This window comes from Saccharothrix coeruleofusca, from assembly GCF_017876325.1.
Classification (GTDB): domain Bacteria; phylum Actinomycetota; class Actinomycetes; order Mycobacteriales; family Pseudonocardiaceae; genus Actinosynnema; species Actinosynnema coeruleofuscum.
Window position 1 is genome coordinate 4,980,987 of sequence record NZ_JAGINV010000001.1, and the last position, 13,751, is coordinate 4,994,737.

Here is a 13,751-nt window from a genome sequence, read left to right on the forward strand (position 1 = left end):
GTCACGGCAGGTCGAAGCGCCCCCGCCGAGCAGCGGCGACGAACCGGCCGAACCCGGCGGGCGTCACGCCGAACCGGCACTCCGGTGCCTTGCTGTCGCGCACCGCCACCCCGGCACGGGTGCGCGCCACCTCGACGCAGTTGTTGCCCTCTTGACCGCTGTAGCTCGACCTGCGGAACATCGCCGCCTCCGGTTGCTAGCCGTACTCCTTGGCAACCTTACGCAGGAACCGGCGGGTCTCCTCGAAGTCCAGCGCCACACCGCTCAGCCGGGCCCAGGCGCGGTCGAGACCCGACACGACGTGCTTGTCGTCCATGTACCGGACCTCGGCGGCGTTCTCCGTGTAGGCGAACTCCAGCGGCCCCGCCACCCCCGGTGACGGGATGCGCAGCAGCACGAAGCCCGCGCGGATCGAGGTGTCCTGCGACCTGGTCTTGAAGGGCAGCACCTGCAAGCGGACGTTCGGCAGCTTCGACAGCTTGACCATGTGGTTGACCTGCTCGCGCATGACCTCCGGCGGGCCGTACTGGCGGCGCAGCGACGACTCCGAGATCACGAAGGCGACCTGCGGCGGATCGGGCTTGACGAAGATCTCCTGCCGCGCCAACCGGGCCTTGATCCGGGCTTCGAGGTCGTCGCCCTCGTAGAAGCCGGTGTACAGGGCTCGGACGAAGGACTCGCACTGGAGCAGTCCGGGCGGCACCTCGGACTCGACCGTGCGGATCAGGTCGCAGTTCTCCTCCAGGTCGACCATCGTGCGGAACTGCTCGCTGTACTTGGCCCGGACGCCGTTCCACCTGCCGCGCTGGTGGTTGTTGCGGCGCAGTTCGAGCAGCGCTTGCACGTGGTCCTCGTCGGCGACGCCGAAGCCCTTGAGCAGCAGGATGAGGTCGCCCGGCGTGATGCTGGACTGCCCGGCCTCCAGGTCGGCCATGCGGCTCTGGCTCTTCTCGACGATCGCGGCGGCCTGCGCCTGGGACATCCCGGCCCGCTCGCGCAAGTGCGCGATTTCCTTGCCCAGCAAAAGCTTCTTGGTCGTGGGCGTGATCTTCGCCATGGGCGCAACGCTACCGCCGGAACACTCGCCATTACATCACTCGATCAGGGAAATGTGTGTCTCCGATTATCCGGCTACCGTCCTCGCCATCCCAATTCAGAGGAGGAAGTCATGAGTAACGGCGTGCACCTGGAGTCGTGGGCGAAGATCGAGGGCGGGTGCCCGATCGCGGTCCAGGTCGTGGGCACCGAGACCCAGTTGCGCCTGGGCGGCCGAACGGACGGCCTCGACCTGGTGCTCACCTCGGAAGCGCTGCACAACCTGCTGGAGAAGTGCACCGAAGCCGCCCAACTCGTCCCCGCCGACTAGCCCCCATCGCGAATTCCGCGTTCAGACACCACGAACTGAGCGTTCGGGCACCCACCCGATACCCGAACGCTCAATTCAGGGTGCGTGAACCCGAAATTCACGATGTCCGCACGTGCGCTTCCCACCAGGGCACGCCCGCGCGCGCCGGTTCCGGCAGCAGCAGCCGCCGGAACCGGCGGTCGATCTCCGCCAGACGCTCCACGCACCAGGCGGGCACGTCCGACTCCGCCAGACGTCGTTCGATCACGCCCCGAACAGCGATGTCGTGCCGGTACTCGTCGATGCCGAGCCAGTAGCCGTCCTCGACGGTGCCCACCACGCCGTCCCACGCGTCGAGGAGACGGCTCATCGCCACCGTCTCGCCCACCTCTGACACGACGCGGAATCCGTCACCGGTCGCGTCCACGGCTCTCCTCCTCCGCGACAAGTCTGGCCCAACCCCGTTCGCGCACGGCGGCGTACCGGTTCTCCCGACCCTTGACCTCCGCCAGGGTCGGGTCGTCGAGCGCGCGGGCGACCGCCTCCAGCGCGAACCTCGGCTGCATTGTCGAGTCACCGTTGTGGTCGGCGAGTTCCAGCAAGCGCCGGAGTAGTCCACTGTGGACGTTCCCGCGCAGGTACTCCCCGCTGGCCGAGATGGCGATCAGCCGCACGTCCCCCAGGTGGTCCCACTCGACCTCGCCCAGGAAGCGCTCCAACTGGTCGGTGTACCGATCCGCGAAACCCCAGAACGTGCAGAGGGTCTGCAACGCCAGCCTGGCCAGCATCGGGTCTTCCTCGTGGTCCAGGTAGCTCGCGACGAGCTGCTCGTACTGCGTGGCCGATGCCCTGGCGATGACGTAGAGCCAGTCGTAGGCGCGCTGGCCGCGTTCGTCGGGCAGCATCCGCGCCACCGCGTCCACCTCGCGCTGCGTCACCGTTCCCTCTTTGGCGCGGCGAACGACGTCGACGAGTTTCATGATCAGCCCCCGACCTGCCGGGTAGTAGTCACCGGCCCACGTGGAGGCGCCGGGTAGTACTTGCAGGCGCAGCTTAGGGGGTGGGTTTCGCAGACCCGGGTAGGCGGGGACGACCGAGCGGGGCTCGATCGCTCTTAGCGTCGGCTGCGACGTACCGACCCCACAGGAGCAGCAGATGACCGGATGGACCGCCGACCGCATCCCCGACCAGCGCGGTCGGGTCGCCGTGGTGACCGGCGCGAACTCGGGCCTCGGCCTGATCACCGCCACCGAGCTGGCCCGCCGCGGGGCCCGCGTCGTGCTCGCCGTCCGCGACACCGCCGCGGGCGAGGAGGCCGCCCGCCGGATCGGCGGGGACGTCGAGGTGCGCGAGCTGGACCTGGCCCACCTCGACTCGGTGCGCGCGTTCGCCGCGAAGCTGGCCGCCGACCACCCGGCGATCGACCTGCTGGTCAACAACGCGGGTGCGGTCCTGCTCGGCCCGCGCCGCACCTCCGCCGACGGCTTCGAGCTGCAGCTCGCCACCAACGTGCTGGGGCACTTCGCACTGACCGGCCTGTTGCTGGACAACCTGGCGGCGGCGCGGGCGGCCCGCGTGGTCAGCCTCAGCTCGATCACGCACAAGACGGCGCACCTGGACTTCGACGACCTGATGTTCGAGCGCGGCTACCGGGGCTCCACCGCCTACGGCCGGTCCAAGCTCGCCGCCACGGTCTTCGGCGTGGAGCTGGACCGCCGCCTGCGCGCCGCCGGGTCGCCGGTCACCAGCGTGCTGGCCCATCCCGGCATGACCCGCACCAACCTGACCCCGCGAGCCTGGGAGCACCTCGGCCGGTGGGGGCGGGTGATCTCGTGGTTCGGGCTGCTGGTCACGCAGCCGGTGGAGCGGGGCGCGCTGCCGCAGCTGCGCGCCGCGACCGATCCGGACGTGCGGGGCGGCCAGTTCTTCGGGCCCGCCGGGCTCGGGGAGATGCGCGGCCGGGTCACCGAGGCCCGGCTCAGCCGGGAGGCGGCCGACCCGGCCGTCGGCAGGCGGCTGTGGGCGGCGGCCGAGGAGCTGACCGGCGTTCGCTACCTGTGAGCACGAGAAAGCCGCCCCCGGCGTCGTTGGCGGGGGCGGCCTGGTCAGGGGAACCGGTCAGACCACCGCGAGCGGCAGCTGGTTGGGGATGACCGGCGAGGGCAGGTCCGACGAGCCGGTGAGGTAGGTGTCCACGGCGTTGGCCACCGAGCGGCCCTCCGCGATGGCCCACACCACCAGCGACGCGCCGCGGTGGGCGTCGCCGCAGACGAACACGCCGGGCGCGGTGGTCTGCCAGTCCGAACCGCACGAGATGGTGCCGCGCGAGGTCAGCGGGATGCCCAGGCCGTCGAGCAGCGGCATGTGCTCCACGCCCTCGAAGCCGATCGCCAGCAGCACCAGGTCCGCGGGCAGCAGCTCGACCTCCTCGGACATGGGCACCACCTTGCGGCGGCCCGAGGCGTCCTTCTCCACGCGCACCTTGCGCAGCTTGATCTGCCGCACGTGCCCGTCCTCGTCGCCGACGAACTCCTCCACCGCCACGGCGAAGCGGCGCTCGCCCGCCTCCTCGTGGGCCGGGTAGGTGCGCAGCACCCACGGCCACACCGGCCACGGGGACCGCGCGTCGTCGCGCTGCGACGGCGGCTGCGGGTACTGGTCGAGCTGCACGATCGACGCCGCGCCCTGGCGGGCGGCGGTGCCGTAGCAGTCCGCGCCGGTGTCGCCGCCGCCGATGATGACCACGTGCTTGCCCGCCGCGTCGATCCCGGCGGGGCCGTCGCCCTCGCAGGCGCGGTTGGCGGGGACCAGGTGCTCCATCGCCAGGTGGACGCCCTCCAGCGACCGCCCCGGCGTGGTGGTGTCGTCCCGGCCGCGCAGCGCGCCGACCGCCAGCACCACCGCGTCGAACCGCTCGCGCAGCTGCTCGACGGTCAGGTCCACGCCGACCTCACAGCCGGTGACGAACTTGGTGCCCTCCTTGCGGAGCTGCGCCAGCCGCCGGTCCAGGACCTTCTTCTCCATCTTGAACTCGGGGATGCCGTAGCGCAGCAGCCCGCCGAGGCGGTCGTCGCGCTCGAACACCGTGACCTCGTGGCCCGCGCGGGTCAGCTGCTGCGCCGCCGCCAGGCCCGCCGGGCCGGAGCCGACCACGGCGACCTTGCGGCCCGAGGACACCTGCGCCTGGGTGGGCCGCACGAGCCCCTGCTCCCAGGACACGTCCGCGATGGTCTGCTCGACCCGCTTGATCGCGACCGCGCCCCCGGCGTCCGGCGTGATGGCCAGCACGCACGCCGCCTCGCACGGCGCGGGGCACAGCCTGCCGGTGAACTCGGGGAAGTTGTTGGTCGCGTGCAAGCGCTCGCTGGCCAGCTCCCAGTCGCCGCGGCGCACCAGGTCGTTCCACTCCGGGATCAGGTTGCCCAGCGGGCAACCGGCGGAACCGGAGTGGCAGAACGGGATGCCGCAGTCCATGCAGCGGGTGGCCTGGGTGCGCACCTCGCTGTCGCGGGTCTGCTGGTCGAGGTCGAGGTAGACCTCGTTCCAGTCGGCGACCCGCTCGGCGACCGGGCGCTTCTTGGCCTCGGCGCGGGTGTGCTTGAGGAAACCGTACGGGTCAGCCACGAGAAGCCTCCATGATCGCCTGGTCGACGTCCCTGCCTTCCGCGCGGGCGAGCCTCATCGCTTCGAGCACGCGCTGGTAGTCACCGGGCATGACCTTGGTGAACGCGGCGGAACGCCGGGGCCAGTCGCCGAGCAGCGACGCGGCCACCGCCGATCCGGTGAGCTGGTGGTGGCGCTCCACCACCTCGCGCAGCCAGCGCAGGTCTTCCGCGCCGGGGCGCTGCAGCTGGACCATGTCCTGGTTGACCGAGGACGGGTCCAGGTCGAGCACGTACGCGATGCCGCCGGACATGCCCGCGGCGAGGTTGCGGCCGGTCGGCCCGAGCACCACGGCCCGACCGCCGGTCATGTACTCGAAGGCGTGGTCGCCGACGCCCTCGGCCACCGCCAGCGCGCCGGAGTTGCGCACGCAGAACCGCTCGCCGACCCGGCCGCGCAGGAAGATCTCCCCGCCGGTCGCGCCGTAGCCGATGACGTTGCCCGCGATGACCTGCCGCTCGGCCGCGAACGGCGCGTCGGGGTGCGGGCGCACCACGATCCGGCCGCCGGACAGTCCCTTGCCGACGTAGTCGTTGGCGTCGCCGATCATCTCCAGCGTGATGCCGCGGGGCACGAACGCGCCCAGCGACTGCCCGGCCGAGCCGGTCAGCGTCACGTGGATGGTGTCGTCGGGCAGGCCGTCGCCGCCGAAGCGGCGGGTGACCTCCGCGCCCAGCAGCGTGCCCACGGTGCGGTTGACGTTGCGCACCGGCAGTTCCAGCCGCAGCGGGTGGGCGTCCTCCAGCGCCGCCTCGGCGAGCTGGATGAGCGTGCGGTCCAGGGCCTGCTCCAGGCCGTGCTCCTGGTCGCGGACCTTGCGCTTGGCCGTGGGGTAGGGCGTCTCGGGCACGGTGAACACCGGCGTCAGGTCCAGCCCGCCCGCCTTCCAGTGCTCGATCGCGGTGTCGGTCTCCAGCAGCTCCGCGTGCCCGACGGCCTCGTCGATGGAGCGGAAACCCAGCTGCGCCAGCAGCTCCCGGACCTCCTGCGCGACGAACTCGAAGAAGTTCACCACGTGCTCGGCCTGGCCGGTGTAGCGCTTGCGCAGCTCCGGGTTCTGCGTGGCCACGCCCACCGGGCAGGTGTCCAGGTGGCAGACCCGCATCATCACGCAGCCCGCGACGATCAGCGGCGCGGTGGCGAAGCCGAACTCCTCCGCGCCCAGCAGCGCGGCCACCACCACGTCGCGGCCGGTGCGCAGCGCGCCGTCGACCTGCACGGTGATGCGGTCGCGCAACCCGTTGAGCAGCAGCGTCTGCTGGGTCTCGGCCAGGCCGATCTCCCACGGCGTGCCCGCGTGCTTGAGCGAGTTGAGCGGGGAGGCGCCGGTGCCGCCGTCGTGGCCGGAGATCAGCACCACGTCCGCGTGCGCCTTGGCCACGCCCGCCGCGACCGTGCCGACGCCGACCTCGCTGACCAGCTTGACGTGCACGCGGGCCTGCTCGTTGGCGTTCTTCAGGTCGTGGATGAGCTGCGCCAGGTCCTCGATCGAGTAGATGTCGTGGTGCGGCGGCGGCGAGATCAGGCCGACGCCCGGCGTGGAGTGCCGGGTGCGCGCGATCCACGGGTAGACCTTGTAGCCGGGCAGCTGGCCGCCCTCGCCGGGCTTGGCGCCCTGCGCCATCTTGATCTGGATGTCGCTGGCGTTGACCAGGTACTCGCTGGTGACGCCGAACCGGCCGGAGGCGACCTGCTTGACCGCGGAGCGGCGCTGCGGGTCGTACAGGCGCTCGGGGTCCTCGCCGCCCTCGCCGCTGTTGGACCGGCCGCCCAGCCGGTTCATCGCGATGGCCAGGGTCTCGTGCGCCTCGGCCGAGATCGAGCCGTAGGACATGGCGCCGGTGTTGAACCGCTTGACGATCGAGCTGACCGGCTCGACCTCCTCCACCGGGATCGGCGCGCGGCCCTCGGTGCGGAAGGAGAACAGGCCGCGCAGCGTGCCGCCCTGCCTGGCCAGCCGCTCCACCTCGTCGGTGTAGCGCTTGTAGACCTCGGCCTTGCGGGTGCGGGAGGCGTGCTGGAGCAGGAACACCGTCTCCGGCGTGAACAGGTGCAGCTCGCCCTCGCGGCGGTAGGCGTACTCGCCGCCGACCTCCAGCCGCCGGTGCACGCGGTCGGTCGGGTTGTCCGGGTGCGCGCGGCGGTGCCGCAGCGCGACCTCCTCGGCCAGCACGTCCAGCCCGGCGCCGCCGAGCTTGGACACGGTGCCGGTGAAGTACTCGTCCAGCAGCTCCTTGGACAGGCCGACGGCCTCGAAGACCTGGGCGGCGGTGTAGGCGCCGACCGTGGAGATGCCCATCTTGGACATGATCTTCAGCACGCCCTTGACCAGGGCGGTGACGTAGTTGCGGATCGCCTTGCGCGGCTCGATGCCGGTGATCGCGCCCTGGCTGATCAGGTCCTCGATGGTCTCGAAGGCCAGGTAGGGGTTCACCGCGGCGGCGCCGTAGCTCAGCAGCGCGGCCACGTGGTGCACCTCGCGGGCGTCGCCGGTCTCCACCACCAGCGCCACGCGCAGCCGCTCCTTGGTGCGCACCAGGTGGTGGTGCACCGCGGAGACCAGCAGCAGCGACGGGATCGGCGCCATGCGGTGGTCGGAGTCGCGGTCGGAGAGCACCAGCGTGCGCGCGCCCGCGGCGATGGCCTCGGAGGCCTCGCGGCGCACCCGCTCGATCGCCTCGGCCAGCGCCGCGCCGCCACCGTCCACCTCGTACAGTCCACTCAGGACGGTGCAGGCGAAGCCGGGCAGGTCGCCGTCGTCGTTGATGTGGATGAGCTTGGCCAGCTCGTCGTTGTCGATGACCGGGTAGGTCAGCTTGATGTGCCTGCACGAGGCGGCACCGGGCTCCAGCAGGTTCTGCTCCGGCCCCATCACGCGCGAGACGGAGGTGACGATCTCCTCGCGGATCGCGTCCAGCGGCGGGTTGGTCACCTGCGCGAAGGTCTGCGCGAAGTAGTCGTAGAGCAGCCGGGAGCGCTGCGACAGCGCGGCCACCGGGGTGTCGGTGCCCATGGAGCCCAGCGGCTCCGCGCCGTTGACCGCCATCGGCCCGAGCAGGACGCGCAGCTCCTCCTCGGTGTAGCCGAAGGTGAGCTGGCGGCGCACCACCGAGGCGTGGCTCTGCACCACGTGCTCGCGGTCGGCCAGGTCGGCCAGCTCCAGCAGGCCCGCGTGCAGCCACTCGTCGTAGGGCAGCTCGCCCGCGAGCTGGGACTTGATCTCCTCGTCGTCGATGATCCGCCCCTCGGCGGTGTCGACCAGGAACATCCGGCCCGGCGTGAGGCGGCCCTTGGCCACCACCTGGTCCGGCGGCACGTCCAGCACGCCGGTCTCGCTGGCCAGCACCACGCGGCCGTCGGCGGTCTGCCACCAGCGGGCCGGGCGCAGGCCGTTGCGGTCCAGCACCGCGCCGACCAGGGAGCCGTCGGTGAAGGTGACGCAGGCCGGGCCGTCCCACGGCTCCATCAGGCTGGCGTGGAACTCGTAGAACGCGCGGCGCTTGGGGTCCATCGAGGCGTGGTTCTCCCACGCCTCGGGGATCATCATCAGCACCGCGTGCGGCAGGCTGCGCCCGCCCAGGTGCAGCAGCTCCAGCACCTCGTCGAAGGAGGCCGAGTCCGAGCCGTCCGGGTCGCAGATGGGGAACAGCCGGGTCAGGTCGCCGGGGATGACCTTCGAGGCCAGCAGCGCCTCGCGGGCGCGCATCCGGTTGCGGTTGCCGCGCACGGTGTTGATCTCGCCGTTGTGCGCGACGAACCGGAACGGGTGCGCCAGCGGCCACGACGGGAAGGTGTTGGTGGAGAACCGGGAGTGCACCAGGGCGATGGCGCTGGCCAACCGCTGGTCGCGCAGGTCGGGGAAGAACGCGGGCAGCTGGCCGGTGGTCAGCATCCCCTTGTAGACCAGGGTGCGCGCGGACAGCGACGGGAAGTACGTGCCCGCGCCCGCGGCCGTGCTCTCCCGCTCGACCCGCTTGCGCAGGCAGAACACCACGCGGTCCAGGTCGAGGCCGGTCTCGCCGCGCTCGCCCGCGACGAACAGCATGGCGAAGTGCGGCATGACCGAGCGGGCGGTGGGGCCGATGTCCGCGCCGTCGGGGTCGACCGGCACGTCGCGCCAGCCCAGCACCCGCAGGCCCTCCTCGGCGGCCACGCGCTCGGCCAGCTCGACGGCCTTGGCGCGCTCCTGCGGCTCGGCGGGCAGGAAGGCGATGCCCGCCGCGTACCCGTCGCGCTCCGGCAGGTCGAACCCGACGACGCCCCGGAGGAACTCGTCGGGCAGCTGCAGCAGGATTCCGGCGCCATCGCCGCTGGTCGGCTCCGCACCGGCGGCGCCGCGGTGTTCCAAGTTCGCCAACGCGGTCAGCGCGTCCACCACGATCGAGTGGGAGCGGCGGCCCTGGATGTCGGCGACCATCGCCACACCGCAGGCATCGCGCTCCGCACGCGGGTCGTAGAGCCCCTGCGGGGACGGGATGGCGGAGAAGATCACTGCGCAGACCTCCTTCGTCGTCCTCCGAGAGAACGAGTCCTCGTGCTCAGTGCTGAGTTTCCGGCTTCTGGGCACGGGACGACGGTGGCCCGCGTGTTGACGCGACTTTAACAGTCGCGAAACCAGGAGACACCATCCAATGGGTGATCCAGGTCATGGAAGCGTAACGATTGGGGGAGCTGGAGCGACATTGCGCCTGACGTTGTTACGCGTTGTTAAGCATAACTGGGCGACGGCCGTTGCGCGCTCCGGTGAGAGCTTGGCTACAGCCACAGGCACGGGCTGCGTCGCAGGTCACACGGCTGGGCCCCGCCCCCGACCGCGGTGTGCGGCGGGGAGCGGGGCCCAGCGTCGGTCACCCTGACTGAGGTACCCGTACGGGTGAATTTTTAGCGAGCGCCCGCCCCCACGGCTTCCCGCTCGACGTCCTCCGGGTCGTCACCGTGCTGGCGGTCCAGCAGGTGGTCGACGTCGACGCTGTCCGGGTCGTCCAGGACCTCCCGCAGCCGCTCCCGGTCCAGCTGGCCCTGCCAGCGGGCCACCACCAGCGAGCCGACGCCGTTGCCGATGACGTTGGTGATGGCCCGCGCCTCGGACATGAACCGGTCGATGCCCACGATCAGCGCGATGCCGACCGCCGGGATGGCGCTGTTGGCCTCGAACGCCTGCAGCGAGGCGGCCAGGGTGACCAGGCCGGCGCCGGTCACGCCCGCCGCGCCCTTGCTGGCCAGCAGCATGAACAGCAGCAGCCCCACCTGGGTGGCCAGGCTGACGTCGTGGCCGGTGGCCTGGGCGATGAAGATCGCGCCCATGGTCAGGTAGATGCAGGTGCCGTCGAGGTTGAACGAGTAGCCGGTCGGGATGGTCAGGCCCACCACCGACTTGCCCGCGCCCGCGGCCTCCAGCTTGACCAGCATCCTGGGCAGCACCGACTCGCTGGAGGAGGTGCCCAGCACGATCAGCAGCTCGTCCTTGATGTAGCGCAGGAACTTCAGGATGTTGAACCCGGCGTAGAGCGCCACGCCGCCCAGCACCACGAAGACGAACAGCAGGCAGGTCGCGTAGAACGAGCCCATCAGCCAGGCCAGCTTGCCCAGGATCGAGCCGCCGAACTTGCCGATGGTGTAGGCGATGCCGCCGAACGCGCCGATCGGCGCCGCGTACATGACGATCTTGATGACGCCGAACATCACCTTGGCCACGGTGTCCAGCGCGGACACCACGCGCTCGCCGCGCTTGCCCATGCCCGCCACGGCCACCGCGACCAGGATGGCCACCACGAGCACCTGGATCAGCTGCCCGTCGGTGAAGGCGCTGAGGAAGGACTTGGGCACCAGGCTCAGGATGAAGCCGGTGACGCCGGTCTCCGCCGTCTTGGCGTCGGCCAGCGTCTTCTCCGCGGCGTCGTCGTTGATCGGGATGCTCGGGCCCTGGTGGCCCGGCTGCACCAGGTTGACCACGATCAGGCCGATGGCCAGCGCCAACGTGGTCATCGCGGTGAAGTACAGGATGGTCCGCAGCGCCAGGCCGCCCGCCTTGGCGAGGTTGCCCAGGCCCGCGATGCCGACCACGACGGTGCAGAAGATGGTCGGCGCGATGACCACCTTGACCAGGTTCACGAACAGGTCGGCGAGCCACTTCATCCCCGACGCCTGCGCCGGGAACACGTAGCCCACCACGACGCCGAGCACGATCGACACCAGCACCCAGAAGTAGAGGTGCTTGTAGATCGGTTTGCGCACACGCGTTTCCGCGGTGACCACGTCTCCTCCTAGGGGCCGCGACGGTGGGGTTGCCGGGGTGAGCTTGAGCACGGCGCGCGTCCCGGACAAGCCGGGCGGCGGAAACTTCAGATCCCTCTGACGTAACGCCGCGTTCACGGGCGGGTCACCCCGCCCGCTCGGCCGGGTTCACCGGATTACCCTGCGCTGGTGGACCTGAGCAGGCGTGCGGTGCTGCTCGCCGCGCTCGCGGCGGGGGTACCCGGCTGCACCGGCGGCGACCCGCCCGCCCCCGCGGAGCTGGTGCTGGCCACCGGGCCCGACGGCGCGGTGTTCCGGGAGATCGGCGCGGCGCTGGCCTCGGCGCTGGCCGACCAGCTGCCCGAGACCCGCGTGGTGACCAGGCAGACCGGAGCCTCGGTGGAGAACGCCAGGCTGCTGCAGGAAGGGCAGGTCCACTTGGGACTGTCCTCGCTGGACCCGCTGGCGGGCGCGCTGCTCAGCGCCGAGGACCCCGGCGGCATCAGCGCCGTCGGCAGGCTCTACGACAGCTTCCTGCACGTGGTGGTCCCGTCCGGGTCGCCGGTGCGGCGGCTGGCCGACCTGGCCGGGCTGCGGGTGTCGCTCGGGCCGGTGGAGTCCGGCACCGAGTTCACCGCCACCCGGCTGCTGGACCTGCTGGGCGTGCGGGTCCAGGCGCTGCGCATGGCGCACGCGGAGGCCGCCCGGCAGCTCGCGGCGGGCTCGATCGACGCACTGCTGGCGCTGACCGGCATCCCCACCCCGGCGGTCAGCGACCTGCTCGGGCCGACCCCGCCCCGGCTGGTCGACCTGCCCCAGGAGGCCGAGGCGCTGGCCGACGCCTACCCCGGCCTGTACGTGCCCGCGACCATCCCGGCCACCACCTACCGGCCGCTGCCCCCGTGCCGCACCTTCGCCGTGCCCAACCTGCTGCTGGCCCGCTCCGCGCTGGACCCGGCCGTGGTGGAGGTGGTGACCAGGACGGTGTTCACCGAGTCCGCCCGCATCGCCGCGCGGCACCAGGAGGCCAGCCGGATCAACGTGCGCACCGGCATCGCCACCGGTCAGGTGCCCCTGCACAAGGGCGCCGAGCGCTGGTTCCGCTCGGTGAAGCGCTGAGCTCGGAAGCGCCGGAATCAGGTGCCCGCGTCAGGTGTCAGGCGGACCACCGCGTCCACGCCGTGCGGCCGCGCCGGGCGCAGCTCCAGCTCCCCGCCCGCCGAGGCGATCAGCTCGGCGCAGATGGCCAGGCCCAGCCCGGTGCCGGGGGTGTTCTGGTGCCGGGGGGACCGCCAGAACCGGCGCAGCGCCTCCACCCGCTCGTGCTCGTCCAGCCCCACGCCGTCGTCGGTCACGTGCAGCTCCACCACACCGCCCTCCCCGGCGCGCCCCCACACCCGCACGCGGGTCGCCCCGGACAACCGGACCGCGTTGCCCACCAGCTCGTCGAGCACGCTGCCCAGCCCGCCCGGCGGCTCCAGCACGCGCAGCCCCGGCGGCACCTCGACCTCCAGCGCGATCCCGCCCGCCAGCGCCCGCCAGCCGGGCGCGTGCGCGGCCAGCAGGCCGTCCAGCTCCACCGGCTCGGCCGCCGACGCGCTGTCCAACCGGGTCGCGGCCAGCAGCGCGTCGAGCACCCGGCCCATCTCCTCGGCCTCGTCCGCGGCGATCCGCTGCGCCTCCCGGCCCAGCTCGCCGGACACGTGCGGGGCCAGGTTGTCCACCGCCAGCCGCAGGCTGGCCAGCGGGTTGCGCAGCTGGTGGGAGGCGTCCGCGACGAACTCCCGCTGCCTGCGCAGCGCCCGGCCCACCACGTCCACCATGGCGTTGAACGACGCGGCCAACCTGCGCAGCTCCGGCGGACCGCCCACCTCGTCGGCCCGCGCGTCCAGCTCGCCCTGCGCGACCGCCGCGGTCGCCTCGTCAAGGGTGCGCACCGGCCGCAGCACCCAGCGCGACATCGGCCAGGCCACGGCCACCACGCCCAGCAGCGGCACCAGGCCCAGCAGCGCCAGCACGCCCCACTGCCGCACCACCTCCGCGCGCAGCCGCTCGGTCGGCGAGATGGTGACCACCGCGGCCACCACCTCGCTGTCCCGCCCCACCGGCTCGACCACCACCATGTCGACGTCCTCCCACGGCCACACCGCGGGCGTGTGGTCGCCCCGGTAGCCGCCGAACGCCGCGTCCAGGCCCCGCCGCACCGCGTCCTCGCCCAGCTCGAACTCCTGCCGCGACCCGGCCACCACCCGCCCGTCGGTGCCGATCAGCGCGGCGGCGATGCCGTAGAGCCGGTCGTAGCGCACCAGCTCGTCGGCCAGCGCGGTCAGCCTGCCCGAGGCCAGCGCGTTCTCCGCCAGCGAGGCGAACCGGGCCGCGTCGCCCAGCCGGTCCAGGTAGGTCTGCTGGCTCTCCCGCTGCACCACCGCGAACGCCAGCGGCACGCCCAGCGCCGCCACCAGCGTCACCAGCAGCGGCACGAACAGGACCAGCAGTCTGCGGAGCACGG

The 13,751-nt window shown here is 72.0% G+C and carries 11 protein-coding genes; 3 read left to right on the plus strand and 8 right to left on the minus strand.

Annotated features, from left to right (window positions below):
• Window position 1: 1 nt before the first annotated feature.
• On the minus strand, window positions 2-181 hold the full coding sequence (locus tag JOF41_RS22210; RefSeq protein ID WP_209621710.1) for a DUF397 domain-containing protein: 180 nt from the start codon (window positions 179-181) through the stop codon (window positions 2-4).
• A 15-nt stretch (window positions 182-196) separates the two neighbouring features.
• Window positions 197-1,057, minus strand: coding sequence for a helix-turn-helix domain-containing protein (locus tag JOF41_RS22215; RefSeq protein WP_209621714.1), 861 nt, complete (start codon window positions 1,055-1,057; stop codon window positions 197-199).
• A 111-nt stretch (window positions 1,058-1,168) separates the two neighbouring features.
• Between JOF41_RS22215 and JOF41_RS22220 the strand changes: the two genes are divergently transcribed.
• A complete protein-coding gene (locus tag JOF41_RS22220; RefSeq protein ID WP_209621717.1) occupies window positions 1,169-1,366 on the plus strand; it encodes a hypothetical protein in 198 nt (65 codons plus the stop codon).
• Between the two features lie 97 nt (window positions 1,367-1,463).
• On the opposite strand, the gene JOF41_RS22225 is transcribed toward JOF41_RS22220, so the two are convergent.
• Together JOF41_RS22225 and JOF41_RS22230 are read right to left on the minus strand one after the other, a co-directional pair.
• Entirely contained in the window at window positions 1,464-1,772 is a 309-nt protein-coding gene (locus tag JOF41_RS22225) for a hypothetical protein (RefSeq protein WP_209621720.1), read from the minus strand.
• Entirely contained in the window at window positions 1,756-2,283 is a 528-nt protein-coding gene (locus tag JOF41_RS22230) for a hypothetical protein (protein WP_209621723.1), read from the minus strand. Before JOF41_RS22230 ends, JOF41_RS22225 begins: the two co-directional genes overlap by 17 nt.
• A gap of 217 nt (window positions 2,284-2,500) precedes the next feature.
• Here JOF41_RS22230 and JOF41_RS22235 point away from each other — a divergent pair, with 217 nt between their 5' ends.
• The gene (locus JOF41_RS22235) at window positions 2,501-3,406 is read left to right on the plus strand and encodes an oxidoreductase (protein WP_209621726.1); all 906 of its coding nucleotides are present in this window, start codon (window positions 2,501-2,503) and stop codon (window positions 3,404-3,406) included.
• A gap of 57 nt (window positions 3,407-3,463) precedes the next feature.
• Here the strand turns inward: JOF41_RS22235 and JOF41_RS22240 are convergent, their stop codons facing one another.
• The 3 genes from JOF41_RS22240 to dctA all read right to left on the minus strand — a co-directional run bounded on the left by JOF41_RS22240 (window position 3,464) and on the right by dctA (window position 11,242).
• Window positions 3,464-4,969 carry a glutamate synthase subunit beta gene (locus JOF41_RS22240; protein WP_209621729.1) on the minus strand — a complete coding sequence of 502 codons (1,506 nt, stop codon included), beginning with the start codon at window positions 4,967-4,969 and terminating at the stop codon, window positions 3,464-3,466.
• Complete coding sequence (gene gltB / locus JOF41_RS22245) at window positions 4,962-9,500, minus strand: glutamate synthase large subunit (RefSeq protein ID WP_209621732.1); 4,539 nt, start codon at window positions 9,498-9,500, stop codon at window positions 4,962-4,964. The genes JOF41_RS22240 and gltB overlap by 8 nt, the downstream gene beginning before the upstream one ends.
• A gap of 389 nt (window positions 9,501-9,889) precedes the next feature.
• A complete protein-coding gene (gene dctA, locus JOF41_RS22250; RefSeq protein ID WP_189223083.1) occupies window positions 9,890-11,242 on the minus strand; it encodes a C4-dicarboxylate transporter DctA in 1,353 nt (450 codons plus the stop codon).
• A 189-nt stretch (window positions 11,243-11,431) separates the two neighbouring features.
• On the opposite strand from dctA, the gene JOF41_RS22255 reads away from it, so the two are divergent.
• On the plus strand, window positions 11,432-12,361 hold the full coding sequence (locus JOF41_RS22255; RefSeq protein ID WP_229795413.1) for a TAXI family TRAP transporter solute-binding subunit: 930 nt from the start codon (window positions 11,432-11,434) through the stop codon (window positions 12,359-12,361).
• A gap of 17 nt (window positions 12,362-12,378) precedes the next feature.
• On the opposite strand, the gene JOF41_RS22260 is transcribed toward JOF41_RS22255, so the two are convergent.
• Entirely contained in the window at window positions 12,379-13,749 is a 1,371-nt protein-coding gene (locus JOF41_RS22260) for a sensor histidine kinase (protein WP_209621734.1), read from the minus strand.
• Window positions 13,750-13,751: the final 2 nt, after the last annotated feature.